19 protein-coding genes are annotated in these 18,671 nt (G+C 67.2%); 14 read left to right on the top strand and 5 right to left on the bottom strand.

What is annotated here, in order from left to right; all coding sequences use genetic code 11:
- Positions 1-240: 240 nt before the first annotated feature.
- From GVO57_RS07345 to GVO57_RS07290, 12 genes are all read left to right on the top strand, one after another.
- Positions 241-471 carry a hypothetical protein gene (locus tag GVO57_RS07345; RefSeq protein ID WP_160592609.1) on the top strand — a complete coding sequence of 77 codons (231 nt, stop codon included), beginning with the start codon at positions 241-243 and terminating at the stop codon, positions 469-471.
- A gap of 14 nt (positions 472-485) precedes the next feature.
- Positions 486-986: a helix-turn-helix domain-containing protein gene (locus GVO57_RS07340; protein WP_160592608.1), complete on the top strand. Its 501-nt coding sequence runs from the start codon at positions 486-488 to the stop codon at positions 984-986.
- Positions 908-1,618 carry a regulatory protein GemA gene (locus tag GVO57_RS07335; protein WP_160592607.1) on the top strand — a complete coding sequence of 237 codons (711 nt, stop codon included), beginning with the start codon at positions 908-910 and terminating at the stop codon, positions 1,616-1,618. Before GVO57_RS07340 ends, GVO57_RS07335 begins: the two co-directional genes overlap by 79 nt.
- An 83-nt stretch (positions 1,619-1,701) precedes the next feature.
- Entirely contained in the window at positions 1,702-2,121 is a 420-nt protein-coding gene (locus tag GVO57_RS07330; RefSeq protein WP_160592606.1) for a hypothetical protein, read from the top strand.
- Positions 2,122-2,237: 116 nt separating this feature from the next.
- Positions 2,238-2,531, top strand: a complete 294-nt coding sequence (locus tag GVO57_RS07325) for a hypothetical protein (protein WP_160592605.1) — start codon at positions 2,238-2,240, stop codon at positions 2,529-2,531.
- A complete protein-coding gene (locus tag GVO57_RS07320) occupies positions 2,528-2,821 on the top strand; it encodes a VpaChn25_0724 family phage protein (protein WP_160592604.1) in 294 nt (97 codons plus the stop codon). The genes GVO57_RS07325 and GVO57_RS07320 overlap by 4 nt, the downstream gene beginning before the upstream one ends.
- Before the next feature lies 1 nt (position 2,822).
- Positions 2,823-3,365 carry a phage protein Gp27 family protein gene (locus GVO57_RS07315; RefSeq protein ID WP_160592603.1) on the top strand — a complete coding sequence of 181 codons (543 nt, stop codon included), beginning with the start codon at positions 2,823-2,825 and terminating at the stop codon, positions 3,363-3,365.
- An 8-nt stretch (positions 3,366-3,373) separates the two neighbouring features.
- Positions 3,374-3,736: a hypothetical protein gene (locus tag GVO57_RS07310; RefSeq protein WP_160592602.1), complete on the top strand. Its 363-nt coding sequence runs from the start codon at positions 3,374-3,376 to the stop codon at positions 3,734-3,736.
- Positions 3,733-5,268, top strand: coding sequence for a terminase large subunit domain-containing protein (locus GVO57_RS07305; protein ID WP_160592601.1), 1,536 nt, complete (start codon positions 3,733-3,735; stop codon positions 5,266-5,268). The genes GVO57_RS07310 and GVO57_RS07305 overlap by 4 nt, the downstream gene beginning before the upstream one ends.
- A gap of 1 nt (position 5,269) precedes the next feature.
- Complete coding sequence (locus GVO57_RS07300) at positions 5,270-7,204, top strand: phage portal protein family protein (RefSeq protein WP_160592600.1); 1,935 nt, start codon at positions 5,270-5,272, stop codon at positions 7,202-7,204.
- The gene (locus tag GVO57_RS07295; RefSeq protein WP_160592599.1) at positions 7,204-8,550 is read left to right on the top strand and encodes a PBECR2 nuclease fold domain-containing protein; all 1,347 of its coding nucleotides are present in this window, start codon (positions 7,204-7,206) and stop codon (positions 8,548-8,550) included. The genes GVO57_RS07300 and GVO57_RS07295 overlap by 1 nt, the downstream gene beginning before the upstream one ends.
- 155 nt (positions 8,551-8,705) lie before the next feature.
- Positions 8,706-9,029: a hypothetical protein gene (locus GVO57_RS07290; RefSeq protein ID WP_160592598.1), complete on the top strand. Its 324-nt coding sequence runs from the start codon at positions 8,706-8,708 to the stop codon at positions 9,027-9,029.
- Here GVO57_RS07290 and GVO57_RS07285 read toward each other — a convergent pair.
- Positions 9,019-9,405 carry a hypothetical protein gene (locus GVO57_RS07285; protein WP_160592597.1) on the bottom strand — a complete coding sequence of 129 codons (387 nt, stop codon included), beginning with the start codon at positions 9,403-9,405 and terminating at the stop codon, positions 9,019-9,021. The genes GVO57_RS07290 and GVO57_RS07285 overlap by 11 nt on opposite strands.
- A gap of 10 nt (positions 9,406-9,415) precedes the next feature.
- Here GVO57_RS07285 and GVO57_RS07280 point away from each other — a divergent pair, with 10 nt between their 5' ends.
- Together GVO57_RS07280 and GVO57_RS07275 are read left to right on the top strand one after the other, a co-directional pair.
- Positions 9,416-11,569 (top strand): hypothetical protein, encoded by a 2,154-nt coding sequence (locus tag GVO57_RS07280; protein WP_160592596.1) that lies wholly within the window; start codon positions 9,416-9,418, stop codon positions 11,567-11,569.
- A complete protein-coding gene (locus GVO57_RS07275) occupies positions 11,569-12,756 on the top strand; it encodes a right-handed parallel beta-helix repeat-containing protein (protein ID WP_160592595.1) in 1,188 nt (395 codons plus the stop codon). Before GVO57_RS07280 ends, GVO57_RS07275 begins: the two co-directional genes overlap by 1 nt.
- Positions 12,757-13,023: 267 nt before the next feature.
- Here the strand turns inward: GVO57_RS07275 and GVO57_RS07270 are convergent, their stop codons facing one another.
- From GVO57_RS07270 to GVO57_RS07255, 4 genes are read right to left on the bottom strand one after another with little or no spacing between them, the layout of a single operon-like run.
- On the bottom strand, positions 13,024-15,180 hold the full coding sequence (locus tag GVO57_RS07270) for a phage tail protein (protein WP_160592594.1): 2,157 nt from the start codon (positions 15,178-15,180) through the stop codon (positions 13,024-13,026).
- Positions 15,162-15,542, bottom strand: coding sequence for an NlpC/P60 family protein (locus GVO57_RS07265; protein ID WP_160592593.1), 381 nt, complete (start codon positions 15,540-15,542; stop codon positions 15,162-15,164). Before GVO57_RS07265 ends, GVO57_RS07270 begins: the two co-directional genes overlap by 19 nt.
- Positions 15,539-16,357: a DUF2163 domain-containing protein gene (locus tag GVO57_RS07260; RefSeq protein WP_160592592.1), complete on the bottom strand. Its 819-nt coding sequence runs from the start codon at positions 16,355-16,357 to the stop codon at positions 15,539-15,541. Before GVO57_RS07260 ends, GVO57_RS07265 begins: the two co-directional genes overlap by 4 nt.
- The gene (locus tag GVO57_RS07255; protein ID WP_160592591.1) at positions 16,354-18,642 is read right to left on the bottom strand and encodes a DUF2460 domain-containing protein; all 2,289 of its coding nucleotides are present in this window, start codon (positions 18,640-18,642) and stop codon (positions 16,354-16,356) included. Before GVO57_RS07255 ends, GVO57_RS07260 begins: the two co-directional genes overlap by 4 nt.
- Between the last annotated feature and the right edge of the window lie 29 nt (positions 18,643-18,671).

Below are 18,671 nucleotides of genomic sequence, written 5' to 3'. Positions count from 1 at the left end.
AAGGGATCATTGGCTGGGGAGACACACTCCCGCGCGCCGTCCTACCGCTCGGCACCGGCCGCTCGCGCGCCGAAGCTGACCGGCTCGAGGCCGCAGTGACCGTTTTGGCCCGACACAGCCGGAGGGACTCCAGCCTTCTGGTGCCCGGCATGCCTGAAGCCGAGACCTTTGCTGAGCTCGAGCGCGCCTACCACCGGATGGTGGACGCCATTGAAGTCCGCGTTCCTGGGGGGCCGCACGATGAGCAAATATCAAGTCAGTATCGTGCCGGCCCATGTGGTCCCAGTTCAGCACGAGCGGCATCTGGAGGGTGTCGCGGTCGGGCGAGATAGGTTGGGGGTCATTGTGCTCACGATCATGCACCGCGACGGCGGGTGCCTGTCCGCCCGGCTTACCCTGTCCCAGCTGAACACAATCGCGCATCTGATGGCCGATTGTGTCGAGGCAGACCCGGAAAGGGCCGTGCATTGACCGACCTAACACCAATGAGGCTCGACGCACTGGAGCGTCGCATGGCCGCGCTGGAGCAGCGCCTCTCTCTCCTGTCGCCCGACGAGATCAAGCTTGTCCGTGGTGACCGGCTAATCACCGCGCTCGTGGGCGACGTTGCGACAGCGACCGGAGTGCCGGCAGCGAAGCTGGTCGGTGCCGGTCGCGACCGCACCACGGCGCGCGCGCGACACCTCGTCTGCTGGGTGGCGCGCAAGGCACATGCGATCTCCCTGCAGGACATCGGCCAAGCACTGGGCGGCCGCGATCACACGACCATCATCCTGAGCGTCAGGCAGGCCGACCGCCTGTGCCATCGCGATCCGCATTTTCGCCTGCTGGCAAACGACCTCCTGGAGCGTGCGACCGCCAGGGGGCGGCCATGCAGTCCGAAATCAATGAGCACGGGGAAAGCTGAATGGCTCAATCCTTTAAGGCGCTGGCCGGGCGCGCGCTGCGGACGGCAGATGGCAAGTCCGACAGCCGCAAGCGTCTGATCGGAGCGGTCAGGGCAGCGGCGCATCGCAGCGGCCTTGCAGACGACGACCGTCGCGCGCTGCAGGCCCAGATCACCGGCAAGACGTCGTTGAGCGACATGACACTGGCCGAGATCGGGCGCGTGCTGGACCATCTCAACCGTGGCTGGCAGCCGACCGGCTCACGTGCGACGACACCTAAAATCCGTGCCCTATGGTGGACGCTGTATTGGGTGGGCGCCGTCCACGACGCTTCTTCGCGCGCAATCGATTCTTGGGTGAAGCGGCAAAGCGGGCGCGCGAGCCTGCGATTTGTCGACCACCAGGCCGCGGCGCCGCTGATCGAGGCATTGAAGTCCTGGGCGAGCCGTGCCGGCGTGCGCTGGCCGGAACCGGCGGACCTTGAGGCCGCACGGCTTGGCCACCCGGATGTCACGATGCAGCTTCTCGAGCGCCATGCGGTGCTTCGGGCGATCACGGATAAGCTGGTTGACCGGGGCGAGATCCATTGGAACGGGCACCTGCCCTATATCCGGTCCGCTCTCGGGCTGGGTGCCAATCACTGGGCTTGGAGCGCTCACGAGCTCGACGCCGCAATCCGTCTTTGCGGAAAACGGCATCGCCGGCTGCTTGACCGCGAGGTGCAGCCATGAGCCCACCGCCCGCGCCACACCTGACGATCGAGGATCTGCCAATCCCCGCCGACACGCGGCCGGGGCCTTATTGGACGCCCCAGATGGTCGAGATGGCCGGACACATTGGAGCCTATCTGACCCTTGTCCTTATTGACCGGTATGGCGGCCAGCAGCTGTCTTTCACCCAGGCTTTCGCGGATGGCCCTCTGGCCGAGCTTCTGGGCGCGGAGGCTGCAGCAACGCTCCGTCAAGTCTACCGGGGCGAGCGGGTTTTCCTGCCGACCGGACGGCGGGCGATCGCGTATGCGAAGCGCCAGCCTATTTTGGCGGCTGTTCGCGCAAACCTGCTGACAGGACAGGAAGCCACGCGTATCCTGCGCACCTCGCGCACCTACGTGTCCTACCTGCTGCACGAGACCACTGAAGGCACCGGCGTGGTCCCGCCCCCTGAGTTCCGCGCTCGCAGGCGGGCAGTTGATCCGCGACAAATCGATATGTTTGGAGACGACCAGCAGGCTTAAAGCTCGCTCGTCTAACGGTAGCGGAAGCATGTCTCCCGCGCGGGGTGATCCAAGGTAGCTCCTCAAATCGAGGAGCACCGCGTGACCTATCCTCATCACTGCTACCGGCGGCGGCCATGACGCTGCGCGATCTCGTCCAGATCGGCGCTGCCCTGTCCGGCCTTACGCCAATCATCCTCGTCACCGGCTTGTGGTGGCTCGGTCACCGGCTCGCAGCGGCCGAGGCGCGGATCGAAGCGATCGAGCGCCATCGTCAGGCCAGTCCGCTGCCCAGCGAGCTCTCCAAGGACATTGGCAAAGTGGCCGAGCGCGTGCGCGGCCTCGAGACCGGCCTCGACGCGCTGCAGCGCATGGTCGGCACGCTCAATGACTATCTCCACACCGTGCTCGAGAAGGGCCTTGGCCGATGAGACTGCCTCAGCCGATCATCGAACTCGTCCGTCGTGCGATCCTCGATCTCCTGACCGAGATCGGCGGCGAGCATAATGACGACGTCGTCGCACGCTGGCTGGTAGGGGTGGGGCACCGCGTCGCGCGCCGTGAAGTTCGCGACCAGCTGCGCTGGCTCCACTCGCAGGATCTGGTCTCGCTTGAAGAAGTCGGGCCGTATCTGGTCGCGCGCGTACTGGCCGACGGCCGCGACGTGTCGAACGGCCTTATGACCGTCGACGGCATCAGCCGCCATAAGACGGGCGATTGAGATGGCGAAGCGCTCTTCAATCGATCAGCTGCCGCCGCAGATCAGGGAAGAGGTCGATGCCGCGATCAAGCGCGGCCTCACCATCGACGACATTGTAGCTCGCCTGCGTGAGCTTGGTGCGGATCACATCAGCCGCTCGGCTGTCGGACGCTACAGTCAGCAGTTTCGCGAGTTCGCCGCTCAGCAGCGGCAAATCTCCTCGGTCGCCCAGGCATTCGCGACCGAGTTTGGCGAGGCGGATGACCGGCAGGGGCGCTTCATGATCCAGGCGCTGACCTCCGTCATCACGCGCGCGATCCTGCCCGTTGCCAGCGGCGACGAGATCGAACTCAACGGGCAGGAACTGCACTATCTCGCCCGCGCCGTGAAGGACGTCGCATCGGCGTCTAAAATCGACGTCGATCGCGAGGCAAAGATCCGCGAGGAGACCCGGAAGCGCGCGCGCGAGGAAGCGGCGGCAGCTGCCGAGAGCGCCGGCCGGAGCGCCGGGGCGACCCCCGAGACCATCGACGCCATCAAGCGCAAGATCCTGGGGATCGATTGATGCAGCCGATGCGCCTGGTCATCGGCCAAGGGCGATCCACGCCCCAGGCTGTCGGCCTCCTGGCATTCAAGATCGCCGATGCGGCGAGGATGCGCGGCATCAGCGTGCAGAGGATCGCCGCCAGCCATGATGTCACCTCCGGCAGCCGCTATATCGATATGGTGGACGCACGCCGGCAGATCTGGCGGTTTCGCGTGTCCAATCACCGCCGGCCGCTCAAGCACAATCACCATCGCCCGCCGCACTTCGACCTCGTGTCGATTGATGCGCATTCGGGCATCGAGCAAGCGATCCAGTGGCTGGACGAGATCGCCTCGGGGCGGTTGCCGCATTTCACGCCCGAAATCCGCAGCGCAAGGCGGCGGCGATGAGCGCCGCTATCCCAGCAGTCCTGCTGCCCTATCAGGCGGAGGCGCTAAAGCTTTCCGCCAGCCATGACCTATACGTCTGCGAAAAGTCGCGGCGCACCGGCTTGACATACGGTTTTGCCGCCGACGCGGTCCTTACGGCTGCCCCGCCTGGGCGCGCGGGAATGGACTTCTTCTACATCGCCTATAATCTCGACATGACCCGCGAGTTTATCGACTATGCGGGCACTTTCGCGAAGCTCTTCAACGAAGCCGCGAGCGAGCCGGCAGAATTCCTGTTCGACGACGGCTCGGATGAAGGCATCAAAGCCTTTCGGATCGACTTCCCGTCTGGGCACTCGATCGTTGCCCTGAGCTCCAAGCCCCGCTCTTTGCGCGGCAAGCAAGGCAAGGTGCTGATCGACGAGGCCGCATTCCACGACAATCTGGATGAATTGCTGAAAGCAGCCCTCGCGCTGCTCATGTGGGGCGGCCGCGTCGTCGTCATTTCGACCCATGATGGCGCAGACAACCCCTTCAACGCGCTGATCGAAGATATCCGGGCCGGCAAACGCGCGGGTGTGGTGCACCGCGTCACACTCCGCGACGCCCTCGAACAAGGCCTTTACCGGCGCATCTGCCTGGTCACTGGTAAAGCCTGGTCGCCTGAGGCCGAGGCCGAATGGGAGGCGAAGCTCCGCAAAACCTACGGCGACGCGGCCGAGGAGGAGCTCGACGTCATTCCCGCGCGCGGATCTGGCACCTACCTCGCGCGTGCGACCATCCTGGCTGCAATGCGGCCCGAGCTCACGGTCGTCCGGCTTCGGTGTCCCGACGGCTTCGAGCGCGAAACCGACGCCTATCGGCAAGACTTCGTGCGCGAGTGGCTGGAGGAGCATGTCCGGCCGCTGATCGACCAGTTTGACCGCAACCGCCGGTCCTTTTTCGGCCAGGACTTTGCCCGCACCGGCGACGTATCGCCACTGGCCTTCGGGCAGCACGATGCCCAAATGGTGCTGCTGGCGCGGTTCATCCTCGAGATGCGCAATACGCCGTTCCGAGAGCAGGAGTTCGCGGCCAACTGGGTGCTTGACCGGCTGCCGCTTTTTTCGGCCGGCAAGATGGACGCACGCGGCAACGGCTCGGCTCTAGCCGAGGCGATGCAGCAGCGCTGGGGCTTCGATCGCATCGAAGCCGTCCAGGCGACGGACAAGACCTACCTCGCCTTCATGCCACTCTTGCGGGCCGCCATCGAGGATCGAACGATGCTGATCCCGCACGACGAGGGGACGCTCGAGGATCTGCGCATGATCAAGCTGGTGCGCGGCGTGCCGAAGATCCCGGACCGGTCGGTTATGTCCAAGGCGGACGGAGCCAAAGGTCAGCGTCATGGCGACAATGCGATCGCCCTGATGCACCTCCGCGCGGCGGCAGATGCCGACACGGGGCCGTTCGACTTTCTATCGACCGGGCCGCGTCAGAGCACGCCCGATCTCATGATTTCGCATCGCGGGTTCGGCACTGTCGCCGGCCGCTCAGACATTGCGGGGTTCTAACATGGCCAGAAAGGTGCCTGCCGAGCTGGCACGCGAAATCGCGACCACCGGAATGGGTCGCGACATTACGCGCCCCTACACGAGAGACCTTGAGGAGCCGAGCGATCCACGACTGCTGGGTGCCGTCGACTGGGGCGTCTATGACCGGATCAAGTTGGACGATCAGGTCCGATCGACCATGGCCCAGCGGATCGCGGCTGTGGTCTCGCGCGACTGGGACGTCCTGCCGGGCGATGACGCCGACCCGCGATCCGTGCAGGCGGCCGATGCCCTGAAGCTGGTGCTCGAGCAGGCGTCGATCGACCGCGTCCAGGAGAAGATGCTTTGGGCGACCTTCTACGGATATCAGGTCGCAGAGATCATCTGGGTGCCCGGTCCTGAGCGCATCGATTTTCGTTTCAAAGTGCGGCATGCGCGCCGTTTCCGATTCACGCCGGAAGGCGATCTGCGCCTGCTGACAACAACCGCGCCGCGCGGCGAAGCCCTCCCTGATCGCAAATTCTGGGTGGTCAGGTCGGGTGGCACCGACGACGACGAGCACTACGGTCGCGGCCTCGCCGAATGGCTCTACTGGCCCGTGCTGTTCAAGCGGAACGGCATCCGCTTCTGGAACAAGTTCCTCGACAAATTCGCGGTGCCGACCGCGCTTGGCAGGTATCGCCCTGGCGCACCGCGAGAGGAAGTCGAACGGCTGCTGCGCGCGCTGGCGGCGATCGCCAACGACACCGGGATCGCCATCCCCGATGGCGCGGCCGTCGAGCTGCTACAGGCGGTCAACAGCGGCCCGGCCTTCGAAGCAATGCCGCGCTACATGGATGAGGCCATCGCCAAGATCGTCCTGTCCCAGACCATGACCACCGAGGACGGGGCCGGCGGGCGCGCGACCGGCCAGATCCACGCGGGCGTCAAGCTCGAAGTCATCAAGGCAGACGCCGACACGCAAAGCGACAGCTTCAACGAAAGTGTGGCGCGCTGGTGGACCGACCTGAATTACGGCCCAGATGTCGCATCGCCGCGCTTCGTCCGCATCGTCGAAGAGGAAGCGGACCTCAAGCACCAGGTCGAAGTCGACGAGGGGCTGAGCCGTCTCGGCTGGACCAGGAACGACGACAGTTTCCGCGACGTCTATGGCGATGGCTTTGAGCGAATGGCACAGCGGTCAGCAACCGCTCCAGCGCCTGCCAATGATGCGCGGCCCGGTCGAACGGCCGCTGTCAGCTTCGGCGTGGCCGACCCTGCTCCGCTATATGTCCAGCGGCGCCTTCGCAACAGCGACGAGCTCGTTGCATGGGCGATGCAACAGGGCTTCAGCGCACTCATCCCGGCCGATCAGATGCACGTCACCGTGCTTTACTCGAGGCGGCCGGTCGATTGGTTCGCGCTCGCCGACGACTGGACAAGCGGCGAGCCGCTGATCATTCCAGCCGGCGGCCCCCGTCGCTTGGCGCGCATGGGCGATGGCGTGGCGCTGCTATTTGGCAGCTCCCGTCTCGCCTGGCGTCATGACGAAATGGTGCGGGCTGGGGCCAGCCACGACTTCCCCGAATATCTGCCTCACATCACCCTGACATATCAGGGCGACGATCTCGATCTCGACGCGATCCAACCCTTCACCGGAGCGCTCGAGTTCGGCCCGGAGCAGTTCGAACCTCTCAACCTCGACTGGCGGGACGAGATTGCCGAGGTCAGCTTTGCCGAGGGCGACGGCGATATCGTCGATGCAGTGGCTGCCCGTCTGGTCGACCAAGGCCTAACCGCCATGAGCCCGATGCTGATCCCGCTTATCCAGGCGATCGAGACATCGGCCTCGGCCGAGGAACTTGAGCGCAACCTCCTTGGTGCGGTCGATGCCACGCGCGTTGAAGAGTTGGCCCAGCTGCTAGCGCGCGCCGGCTTCGGCTTACGGATGGCCGCCGAAGGCGGCGCGGACAGCTGATGGCAGATATTCGCGCCTCGATCGGGCTGCCGCCCACTGACACGCTCGAGGCGTTCCGTTCGAAGGGCGTCTATCCGGTCACGGCCGACTGGGACCGGGTGTGGCAGGAAGAAAATGCTCGCGCATTTTATGTCACCAAGATGCTCGATCGCACGCTTGCGGAGCGGGTCCGGGCGTCGTTGGATGACGTGATCGCCAAGGGCGGCACTTTTGAGCAGTGGAAACAGACGATTGTGCCCCAGCTGCAGGCCGCTGGCTGGTATGGGCGCATCGATGGGCGGCCGGAGCTGACCGGCGTCGACTATCCGATATTTGTCGGAGAGGGACGCCTTCGGACCATCTACGACACGAACCTGCGCATGGCGCGGGCCGCAGGCAAATGGAAGCGCATTCAGGCGCTAAAGTCCGTCGCTCCGTATCTGCGCTACTCGGCAATCCTGGACAGCCGCACGCGCCCTGACCACCGGCTGTGGCATGGCACCATCCTGCCGGTCGACCATCCTTGGTGGGACACGCACTTCCCGCCGTGCGGATGGCGGTGCCGATGCACCGTGGTGCAGCTTTCTGATCGTGACCTGAAAGCGCGCGGCTGGAAGGTCACTGAGACCCCGCCGGACAGCAGCCTGCGGCCGTGGCGAAAATCGGATGGCACTGTCGTCCAGGTGCCTCAAGGGATCGATCCCGGGTTCGCCTACAACCCTGGGAAAGCACATCTACGCGGGCTCGCCCCAGGACCGATAGACGGCGGGCTGCGATTTCCGATCATCGGTCCCGACCGCAAGGCGTCAGATGAAACGCCGGCCGAACGGACCGCCCGCCTCGACCGGCTCGCCGAACTGCCGCCAATGCCTCAACCGCGTGAGGTCTCGTCCGACCTGCTGCTGTCCCGCGACACACCGCCAGAGGACGCCATTCAGCGCTTTCTCGACCATTTCGGGCAGCGCGGGATTACGGACGGCGTGGTGCGCCTCATCGAGGACGTGGCAGGTGAGCCGCTCGTGATCTCGGACAGCTTCTTTTTCCGGGGCGGCGTTGCAGGCCAAGGACCGCTGAAGCTCGACGATAAGGGATTTCGCACCGAACATCTGCTTTTGCTCGCTGAGACATTGATCTCGCCCGACGAGATTTGGTGGGCATGGGAGTATTTCGACGCGCTCGGCCGGTGGCAGATGCGCCGCCGTTATTTGGCTCGCTTTCTGGTGGACGGGCAGACCCGCGCAATGATCCTGTCCATGAATACTGGCGCGGCCGGCTGGGAGGGCGTGTCTGCCTTCGCATCAAAGCGCGGCACAAATTATCTGACCAACCAGAGGGGAGGCGTGCTTGCATGGCGTCGCCCCGAATAGAAAAGCCCGGCCGAAGCCGGGCTCTTCCCAAGTTTTCCGCTGCTCTTGGACCCACCACCGCCAGGCATCGAACAGCGCGGCGCAGCCGCCGTGCGGTCCGGTCTTCTTACGCCAGCGCAAGCCGACTTTCAAGATCAGTCATCAGAGGGTGAGACATGGGTAAACTGACAGCTGGTAGCACGGACCTTGCCGCGCAGGTTGACGAGGGCGCACTGACCTCAGCAGCTACAGTCGGCGATGCGGTGCGCGTGATCGGCCGCACCAACGTCACGATCTCCGGCGGTTTCGTCGGCACGCTGCGCCTTGAGAGGAGTTTTGACGCCGGCGTCACCTGGGTGCCCGTCACAGTCGGCGGCGTGCCGGTCGATTTCACCGGGCCGATGAGCGAAGAGGTCGACGAGCTCGAAAGCGGCATGCTGTATCGGTTCCGCGCGACCTCTCTGACGTCCGGGGCCGCAAACTGGCGGATCAGCCGATGAGGAGCGTGCTCTCAAGAGCCACGGTCGGATCTGCAGGCGCATCTCTTCGCGCGTCGGCCAATGCCTTTCTGGCGAGCGCCGCCCAAGGCGCCATCATTGCCGACGTCAATCGCCCGTTCGGGCCTGCGACGGTGCTGGCGGCAATCGGCGGCATACCCGGGCAGCTGGCCTTCGATGCGGCCAGCGGTCGAGTCAGTCGTGGGGCCTCCGCGTCGATCGTCGGCACCAGATACGAGCTCAAGGTTCGAGCAACCAGCGCAGACGGGCGGCGCGAGACGGCGGAAACGCTCTCTTTCCTGGCAGCGGCTGCTCCGACGCCTTCGCCCACGCCCAGCCCGGCCCCCACACCCAGCCCGGCCCCATCAAGCACCATCACCGGCCTGACCGTGCTGGGCGCGGGGCAGTTGCCCGATGGCGCGGACGCGGCGGACGGCAATGGCTGGGTGGCGCGGGTGACGCTACCCGAGATTGCCGGGGCGACCTTCGATCCGACGCGCATTGTGCTCACGGTTCGCGATCCCGGGTTCGAGGATGGCGTCGCCGTCACCCGCACGCGCACCGTGCGCGGCGGCGCGGTTATCCGGCGCCAGGCCCCCAACCAGACCCAGCGGCTGGCCGGGGCGACGGCCGGGGTGATGACCGTCCATTTCTCGCTGGCCGAGGATGTCTATGCCGGCTCAACGCTGGTGTCGGCGACGGCCGAGGCCGGCTATTATGGCGCGGCACCGGCGGGCAGCGTGGCGGGGCTCGCCAACCAGTCGAGCCTTGCCTATCCCAAGCCCCTGGCCGGTGCGCTCAACCGGCAGGAGGAGCGGGCGACCGGCAGCGCCTTTGCCTTTGAGCTGGTCGCCGTCCACAGCCATGCGATGCGCGGCCGGCAGGTCGATTGCATCAAGGCGATCGCGCGCGACGAGAGCGGCAACACGACGCCCGAGATCGTCATCACCCAGCCGGCGCTGTCCGACTTCCAGAGCGCCGGCACCCGGCCCGAGGCCTATAAGGGGTCGATCCCGCTTGCCCCGCTGACCCAGGGGCAGACCTGCCAGGTCGAATGGGAGGTCTATCCGCATATCGGCGATGCCTCGGCGGTGCTGCGCGTGGCGAGCGATGGCTTTGCCTGGCCGACGCCGCGCCCGCACACGCCGCTGCGCTTCCTGTGCGACAAGACCGGGGGCTATGGCGGCGCACATGCCGCTGTCAGGATCGGGGCGAGCGGCGGCGCGGTGGCGGCAAACCGCGCGAGCGCCGAGGCAACGCCTTATCCGACCATACCCGCCGCGCTTGCCGCCGTGCGCGCCTGGAACGCGGCCAATAAGGGCCATGACGATCACAGCGGCGCGACCATCTGGCTGATGGAGGCCTCGGCCGGGGCGGGTGCCGACCATGTCGTCGGATCGACCTCTGCGGTTGCGGCCGGCAAGTGCTGGACCGAGATCCGCGTCAGCCCCGGGGCGACCGGCCCGGTGCGCGCGGTGGTCAACGAGATCGTGGGCGTGGCCGACAAGCTCTGCTTTGCCTGCCCGGTGGCCTCGCTCGGCTTCCATGCGCTCGACGGCGGCGGTGGTGTCAGCCGGATGCTGGCGTTTGAGGGGATGACGCTCAGCCAGGGTGGCAGCCTGCAGATCAACTATCAGGTGCCGCTCGTCTATTGGCGCAACGTGACGGTGACGAGCGGGCCGAACCCGCTGTTCACCTTCTCCAACGTCCGCACCAGCGCGGCGCTGGCGCTGGGCGTGACGCTGCAGGCGGGCGTGTCGGGGCTGGTCGCGCCCTATATCGTCGCCGGGTGCCGGTTCGACGGCCAGTCACTGGGCGAGTTCCCGACCAGCCACCCCAATGCGGTCACGCATGACGGGGCGATCATCGTCAGCAGCGCGTTCATGCGTCTGTCGGGGCCGTGCCAGCTCGGGTTCCAGCGTCCGATCGCCCTTGGCATCGGAATGCTCAACGTCGTCATCGAGCGCGCGGCATCGGCCCCGTCGGAACCGGCGCTGCAGATCGGTGCCGACGATGCGGTCCAGCCGATCGCCAATGTCGTGCTGCATCACCTGACGGTGCCGGGGGTCGACATCGCGGGGCGTTCGAACCTTGCCTATGCCGACGTGGCCGGCGCGGCGGGGGTGGTCAAGCGGCTGAGCCGGCGCGGCTGCCTTTTCAGCCAGTTCAACATCAAGACCGATACCTTCGGGACTGGCTCGGGCCGAACCGGCAACTGGCATCCGCGCTACAGCGTCGGATCGGCCTGGAACGTCATCACGCTGGGCGACACCAATGGTGCGACCGCGCCCAATGCGAGCGGCAGCAACTGGATCGGCGAATATGTCGATCCGGGCACCGTGGTGCCGGCGACCGTCGCTTTCGTGTCCGACCAGAGCGGCCAGGCCAGGCCGGGCAACGGGGACTACCGCCTGAGTGGCGCCAGCTCGCCGGCCTATGGCCGCATCCCGGCGGGCGGAGCGCTCGCGGCATTCGATCTGGCCGGCGCCGCCCGGCGCAACGACGGCACCGGCGCGGCCGGGGCGTTCGAAAGGACGGTGTGATGCGGATCACGACAGCACAGGATCTCGCGGCCGCGCTCCGGAAGTGCGTCGGCGGCGAGCATATCGAATCCGCCGCGCCGCTCACGGGTGTCAGCCTGCATGGCTACCGCTTCCCGGTCGACAAGCCCGTGCGGATCACCGGGCATTTTCGCGCCGATCAACGCGCCCGAAATGGGTGGACGAACGCTGTTGAGGTCCATCAGTGCGCCAGCATCGAGTTTGTGGACAGCCATTTCGAGGCCGTGGTGGTGTCCGAGTACGAGCGCTACGCGCGCGGATTGTATGTGGAGCGTGGCGAGCGGATTGCGCTCCGGCGCTGCCGACTTGGCGACGGCAATCAGGGCGCTTTGATCAACAGGGTGGACGGCCTGGCCATCGAGGATTGCGATTTCGCGAACCTCGGCAATTTCGGGCTACAGGGCGCAGTCCTGAAAAACTTCGTGTTGCGCCGCAACATTTTTCGCGGCTTCCACTTGGCTTTCGACCCGACCCTTTCTGCCCATGTGTCACCGCACGGCGATGCGGTGCAGCTCATGGCGGTCCCTGGATACGAAGAAGGCTGCGAACGTGGATTGTTTGAAGACAATCTGATCTTCTGCGACCCGGACAACAAGGTGCAAGGCATCTATTTTCAAGATCTCGATGACTGCGCACTCAGGGCGGGTCGGCCGCATCGTGACATCCATTTCAAGCGCGACATCTTGCTGGGGGCGGGCTGGGACGCGCTGGCACTCGACGTAGCGGGAGGCGGCCTCGTGATCGAGGACGTGCAAGCGCTGATGATCCAGGGTGGCCGTCCCGCGCCCAGCGAGCCTCCGGGCGGTCAACAGGTCGTTGAAGCTCGCATCAACATCGCCCGTAAAGATGGGGCTGAGTTCCGCCGCTCGACAGCATCGCGACTGCTACTACCTGGCCGATACAACGCGCAGGTTGAAGGCTTTACCGTCTCGCCGCAGATCACCCTGGCACAGGCCGACCAGATTGCCTCAGCGTGGCTGGCGCGCCACCGGAAAAAGAGCGCGGCCACTGATCCGCTTATGGACGAGATCGCGAGGCTGACCGCCGAGCGCGGCGACCTGGACGCGCAACGCGCGGCGATCTCACGGCGTATCCGGCAAATCGACAGCAGGCTTCGCACGCTGCGGCGGCAAGCGGCGGCTCCCATTTCTGGCGCGCGCGCCGTCTAGCCCTCATCCTGTTGTTTTCGCGGGGTTTTTATGGCTGGCGAGCATAGTTGTTTCGCAAACTGGGAAGTGGCCCAAATTGCAATGGGGATGCACCGCGGTTTTCAGCCATTTTCCACCACAGCAGACTGCGGATCTGGGAAGCGACGCGCCAGAAAACATGTGGCGCCCGTTTCGCGCCTCCGAACGGCGGAAATCCGCCATTTTGTCCCACGGTATCCCGCCAAATCCCGGGCCGTTTATCTCGATAGATTTATTGGCGGGTCACATTCAGGCTCCCAGCGCGATCCGCAGCTGGGCGGGCTGCGAGGCGGCAAAGCTGCCCAGCTGCACGACCCGCATCGTCACGCTGACACCGGCCAGCCGGTCGCGCGCGACGTCATCGGGGCCATAGACATGAAACGCGCGGTCGCTCAGCCAGCTGCGCGCAGGACCGGATTCCGTTACAATCTCAAGCCGATAAGCCTCGCGCTCCTCGCCAAGCGGCGCGTCTGTGCCGTCAATCCAGCGCCCGCCTTCGCGGCTCTGCCGGATCCAGGACAGGTCAAAGCCGCCGTCCGCGCGACGCCGGGCGGCAAGATGCACGGGCGGCAGCGGCCGCACGGCAGCACCGATGCCGCGGGCCACGCTCTCGACCGGCTGCGGGTCGCCGATCCCGCTGGCCAGCACCACCATGTCCGCACCGATGGCATCGACCGGCGGTTCATGGACGCGCAGCGCATCCGGCTCGATGAGCAAAAACCGCTCCCCCGCGCGGTGCCCCGCCACCGCCGCGCCGGTGCCGCGCCGCCCGCGCACGAGGCGGGAAAGGCGCCAGCGCCCCTCGCCCAGCGGCCGGGCCATGCCATATTGCACCAGCTCGTCCCCGATGAGCGCCAGATTTGCCCCCGCAATCAGCCGGCCGTCATCGGCATCCGCCAGCATCATCCCGGCATGGGCCATTGCCACGTCAACGCTGTGCCGCAGGTCGAACAGCCCCGGATCGGCCGGAGGCAGCGCCGCCAGCGCGGTGCCGATCAGCGCCGGCGCGACGGTATCGCCGATCGGCTGCAGCTCTGCGGTGGCGGCACGCCCGATCAGCAGCGCGGCGCGCCGCCATCCCGGCATCGCCCCGGCGGCTGCCACCAGCAGACGGGGTCGCGCGACCGGCGCATCATCGAGCGGCGGCAGATCGAGCAGATGGACGCGCGTCGGCCCATGCACCGCGTCCGGCGGCAGGGCGGGCCGGCCGGGAGCCGCAGGCAGATCGGCGGTCAGGCCATGGGCGATGGCGACAAGGCTCAGCATCACGCCGTCGCGGCCGATCCGCCGTTCGGTGACGCGCCAGATCCGCGCCTCATCGGGGGTCTGCACCAGATCGCCCGGCGCAAGCGTTAGGCGTCGCCAGCCGCAGCGCAGCGTCCGCTGCCGCATCCCCGTTCGCCTGCGATCAATCGCCCGCTCGGCAAGCTGCCGCGCCGCCCCGGCGTCGAGCGTGACAGGCAGATCGATGCGCGCCTGGCTTTCCCCCGCACCCGGCCGCCGGGCACGCTGCACCCCGGCCTGATAGTCCCGGGCCGGATCGAAATAGCCAAGCGACAGCGCGGTCGGGCCGGCAGCGGAGCTGCGCGTCTGCCGATCCTCGATCCCGATTTCATCCGGACCCAGGGTGACGGGCGGGCCCGCCGCGCCGATCCGCAGGCCCCGGCCAGCCGGCACCGGCATGGCCGGCAGCAGATCGGCAAACGTCTCGACCGCCTGACCGAGCGTGTCGGCGGCGACGACCAACCCGCTGACCGCATCACCCCCCTGCCCGACAACCGCCCCGCCGCCCAGCTCGGCCAGCACATCGTCGAGCATCACCGGGCCGGGATCAGCCTCCACCTCGAACGTCAGCGCCGGAATGCGGTTGCCGAACGGTGCCAGCTGCAATTGCTCGAATACCGCATAGGCACGCCCCCGATAGGCAGGTGCGGCAGGCTCCAGCGCGGCGATCAGCGGATCGGGCGGCTGATCCGCACGTCCGTCGTGCAGGCGAAAACCACCGATTTCGCCCTTCCAGTCGCCCCCCGCGCCGCGCAGCAGGTTCCCATCGGCCCAGATCCGGCGCACCGCGCCCACCCGCCGGCCGGACAGCAGCACCGCAAAGGACGCCGAATAGCTGTAGCTGGTCGTGCTGGGCCGCCCCTTGCCGCCCCCTTGCCGGTTGCGCGTTTCAATGAGGTCGGTCGACCAGATCAAGGTGCCGGCGACACGGACCGTGCCGAACAGCTGCGGGATTGGTGCGCCATAGGACGATGTCTGGATCCTGAGATCCTGAAGGCGCGGCCCCGATGCGCCGCGCGGCCCGAAAATGCGCCGGTCGACAAGTTGGCCAAGCGTCGCCCCGATGGCGGCACCAACCGGCCCCAGCACCGCGCCAAGCGAGGTCAGAACAAGCGTCGCCATGATCCGATCACCTCCCAGGGAATGGGGCCGGGCCGTTCAACCACCCGGCCCAGCGCCGCATCGGCATGGATCAGCCCGGTCGCCGTCCGCACCCCAAGATGCAGCTGCGCCGCGCCGGGCCGCATCAGCAGAATGTCGCCAGGCTGCGGATCCTGCGCCGGGGCCGCGACCAGCCCGGCCTCGGCAAGGGCGGCGGCGACCCGCGCCGGATCGCCGCCGCGCAAGCCATAGCCGCCGGGCGCAGTCCGCCCGAGCGCCAGCGCCACCAGCCCGATACAGTCCAGGCCGTGCGCCGGATCGCGGCCATGCAGGCGAAAGCGCACGCCCACCAGCGCGCGTGCTGCCACAACAATCTCGGTCATGGCGGCGGATAACGCGTCAACAGATCATTGCCGGGGACATGCGGCTCGCCCTGGAAGTTGCGGGCATTGCCGAACCGGACAGAGCAGGTGGCGAGCAGCCGGTCGCATCCCTCGATCATCACCACCCGCTCGCCCGCCAAGGGCGGAAATGCCGGCGGGGCAGCCAGGGTGACACGCGCGCCGCTGCTCGCCAGCACCAGCTGGCTCAGCCCGCCATTGCGCCCGTCAAGCCAGCGCAGCTGCCCCCAGCCCCAGCCATTGGCCACCGGCTCGACGATATCGAGATCGACAATGGGGCCGTCGGCGCTGCGCACATGGCCGATCCGTGTGCGACCGGCCAGGTCGACCCGGCACCTGCGATCACCCAGGGCTGCCCGGCATTCCGGCGTCACCTCCTCGACGACGGGCCGGGCCAGCAGCATCTCCGGCCCTTCCAGTTCGGCGGTGAACCGCCCCTGGCCCGCGCTTACCGGACCAAGCCGCCCTTCAGCGATCACGACATGGCGCGCCGGGGCCGTCCAGTCCGCCACGATCAGCGTGACCGCCGCCCCGTCCCAGCGGCCTGCGCCCAGATCGTCGGCACCCAGCGCATCGGCGGTCAGCGCGCCGCTGATTTCCATCGCCCCGTCGCCCGGCCTGCCGCCCGTGACCTGCTCGATCGCCGACGGGGTCAGGCCGGGCGCGGCACGATAGACAAAGCCGTCAATCTCCAGTTGACGATCATGGCCGGTCAGGCCGATGGCGACGCCGTCGCGCCGTTCGATGCGCCAGCACAGCGCCAGATGCACCAGCGCCGTATCCGCAATCGCGCTCATCGGTCTTCCTTCACCTCGATCAGCGGGACGCTCGGGGCCTCGCCGGCCAGGAATGTCGCGCGGGCAATGTCCAGCCGGTCCTCGGCAAAGCGCACCGGCACGTCGAAACGGAAACCGGCGGTTACCGCCGCACCGGCGGGAGGGGGCCGGTCGAACGCGACCACCCCGCCCGCTTCGAGCGCAAAGCCGGTCACTTCATCGCCCGCCACCGCCACCCTGACGGTCGCCGCAACCGGGCGGGTGATGCGCCGCGTGACATCGCCATAGCGCTTGATGAGCGGGAACCGGCTGGTGCGGCCGTCGCCCGTCCCGATCAGCTGGTCGGCCGGATCGGGCGCAGCGGCGGCAGCACAGGACCGGTCATCGAACGGATCCCGGAACCGAAACGCCCGTGCCGGGCCGCGCCGTCCACGAAAAAACGCCACCAGATCAGCAAGATCGCTTTCCGACCGAACGCCCGGCCCGGCATCGAAGCGCAGCCGCGCCTCGGCCCATTCGGCGCTGCGCTGTTCATGGCCGCCGGCGCCGCTGGCAATGGCGGTCGAGGTCATCGCACTCATGCTCGCCTCGCGCCCGATCTCGAGCGGAAAGACCACATCGTCGAAAGCATCCATGCGCTCTTCCTCCGGAAACCAGGTAAAGCCGTCGCGGATCACCTGCGGCAGCGCCCACACAAAGGTCTGCGCGACGCCGCGCGCCATCGCCGCGCGCGCCGCCGCCGCAATCGGCGCCCATTGGCCGCGATCCTCGGGCCGCAGCACAAAGCCGCTCAGATAATGCTGCTCCTCAAGCGGATAGCCGAGCCGCGTCCCCATTTCCGCCAGCCCCGGCGCGCTGCGCGCGGTCAGCCCGTCCGTGACCCATTCATAATCCTCGAGCTGGAGGACATCGAAGGCGGGCTTGCGCCAGCCCAGCGGGGCGAGCGCGCGCGGCAGTTCGGGCGCTGAAAAGATCGTCGGCAGATAGAGCAGGATCAGCGCCTCGGCATCCGGCACGACGGTGCGGACGGCGGCGACCAGATCGGCTGTCGATGCCGCAAGCAAAGCCCCGGCGCGGTCGAGCAGCGCCCGCTCGGCTGCCCCCATCGGCGCGCCGACATCGTCGATCACTGGCAGATCGGGACCCAGGGCGGCGCGCGCGGCGGCGTCATAGATGTGCAGCCGCAAGTCCCGGCCGACCCACCACCACGGCTCCCCGACCTGAAAGCGCATCGTCAGGCCCGCATCGCGCGCAATGACGGCAAAGGCGCGACCCACAGCCTGCAGATAGGCCATTGCCGCCGCACTGGCCGGCGACAACAGCGTCGATGGCGGCGACCAGCCGGTCAGCGCCGGATCGCCATTGGCCGCACGCTGCTTCCAGTCTTCCGGGCAATGGGCGTCGAACAGCTCATAGCTCAATGACCAGATCAGATCATAATCAAGCGCCCGCGCCCGCGCCGCCAGATCGCGGTGCCATGCCGTGCAGGGCACACACAGCGGATCGGCGTCAGCCCCGCTCACCAGCCCGCCGGCCAGGCGGAAATAATGGCTCATCCCGACATAATGGTTGATGGTCCCGCGATAGCCGAGGTGCAGGATCGTCCGCAGCAGCCGCGCGGGGGTGACGTTATAGGCGTCGTCATAGCCGGTCGCGATCCTGAGGCTGTGCGGCGGCACCAGCACGTCGCCGATCTCCAGCACCGAAGCCGGGCCGTCACAGGCGATCTCCGTCAGTTCGACAAAGGCCTCGACCGGCGCGGGCAGCGCACCGCCTGCGGGCGCATAGCCCGGCGGCACCAGCGAGATGAACATCCGGTCGATATCGCCGGCAAAGACCGGATCGGCCTCGTCCGGCAGCAGGAACCCGCCAGCCAGATCCCCGAAATCAAGCGTGATCGCCGCATCCTCGGGGCTGCCCTCGGCGTAATTCCACAGCCGGACATACCATGCCCGCGCCTGCCCGGCCGCATCGCGGCCCTCGATGGTGAGGGTCGGGCCATTGACCGCATCGAGCGGCACCACCCCAGCCGCCCGCCACCGGAAGCGCAGCCGGCAGCCGCGATAATCGCGCCGCGTTTCATAGGCGAGCAGCGGATGATCATGCCGATCCTCGGACCACCAGATCAGCCCGGCCAGTTCGTCGCGCGCGTAAAACACCGCATCGACGCGCAGCGCATCGGGCGCGGTGGTCACCACCGATGCCATCATCGGGCGCGGAAAATCGACCGTCCAATATTGCGGATCGAACCGCTTGATAAAGCTCGTCTCCTGGACGCTGCGTTGCCGGGCCAGCCAATACCCCATCCGTTCCTCCCTGCCGCCCGCCGGCGCGG

The organism is Sphingomonas changnyeongensis (assembly GCF_009913435.1).
Classification (GTDB): domain Bacteria; phylum Pseudomonadota; class Alphaproteobacteria; order Sphingomonadales; family Sphingomonadaceae; genus Sphingomonas_B; species Sphingomonas_B changnyeongensis.
This window is presented reverse-complemented; position numbering and strand designations above follow the sequence as displayed.

Bases quoted from the DNA above. Each gene is read 5' to 3' on its own strand.
- GVO57_RS07345 (WP_160592609.1), top strand. From the start codon at position 241: ATGAGCAAATATCAAGTCAGTATCGTGCCGGCCCATGTGGTCCCAGTT.
- GVO57_RS07340 (WP_160592608.1), top strand. From the start codon at position 486: ATGAGGCTCGACGCACTGGAGCGTCGCATGGCCGCGCTGGAGCAGCGC.
- GVO57_RS07335 (WP_160592607.1), top strand. From the start codon at position 908: ATGGCTCAATCCTTTAAGGCGCTGGCCGGGCGCGCGCTGCGGACGGCA.
- GVO57_RS07330 (WP_160592606.1), top strand. From the start codon at position 1,702: ATGGTCGAGATGGCCGGACACATTGGAGCCTATCTGACCCTTGTCCTT.
- GVO57_RS07325 (WP_160592605.1), top strand. From the start codon at position 2,238: ATGACGCTGCGCGATCTCGTCCAGATCGGCGCTGCCCTGTCCGGCCTT.
- GVO57_RS07320 (WP_160592604.1), top strand. From the start codon at position 2,528: ATGAGACTGCCTCAGCCGATCATCGAACTCGTCCGTCGTGCGATCCTC.
- GVO57_RS07315 (WP_160592603.1), top strand. From the start codon at position 2,823: ATGGCGAAGCGCTCTTCAATCGATCAGCTGCCGCCGCAGATCAGGGAA.
- GVO57_RS07310 (WP_160592602.1), top strand. From the start codon at position 3,374: ATGCGCCTGGTCATCGGCCAAGGGCGATCCACGCCCCAGGCTGTCGGC.
- GVO57_RS07305 (WP_160592601.1), top strand. From the start codon at position 3,733: ATGAGCGCCGCTATCCCAGCAGTCCTGCTGCCCTATCAGGCGGAGGCG.
- GVO57_RS07300 (WP_160592600.1), top strand. From the start codon at position 5,270: ATGGCCAGAAAGGTGCCTGCCGAGCTGGCACGCGAAATCGCGACCACC.
- GVO57_RS07295 (WP_160592599.1), top strand. From the start codon at position 7,204: ATGGCAGATATTCGCGCCTCGATCGGGCTGCCGCCCACTGACACGCTC.
- GVO57_RS07290 (WP_160592598.1), top strand. From the start codon at position 8,706: ATGGGTAAACTGACAGCTGGTAGCACGGACCTTGCCGCGCAGGTTGAC.
- GVO57_RS07275 (WP_160592595.1), top strand. From the start codon at position 11,569: ATGCGGATCACGACAGCACAGGATCTCGCGGCCGCGCTCCGGAAGTGC.
- GVO57_RS07270 (WP_160592594.1), bottom strand. From the start codon at position 15,180: ATGGCGACGCTTGTTCTGACCTCGCTTGGCGCGGTGCTGGGGCCGGTT.
- GVO57_RS07265 (WP_160592593.1), bottom strand. From the start codon at position 15,542: ATGACCGAGATTGTTGTGGCAGCACGCGCGCTGGTGGGCGTGCGCTTT.
- GVO57_RS07260 (WP_160592592.1), bottom strand. From the start codon at position 16,357: ATGAGCGCGATTGCGGATACGGCGCTGGTGCATCTGGCGCTGTGCTGG.
- GVO57_RS07255 (WP_160592591.1), bottom strand. From the start codon at position 18,642: ATGGGGTATTGGCTGGCCCGGCAACGCAGCGTCCAGGAGACGAGCTTT.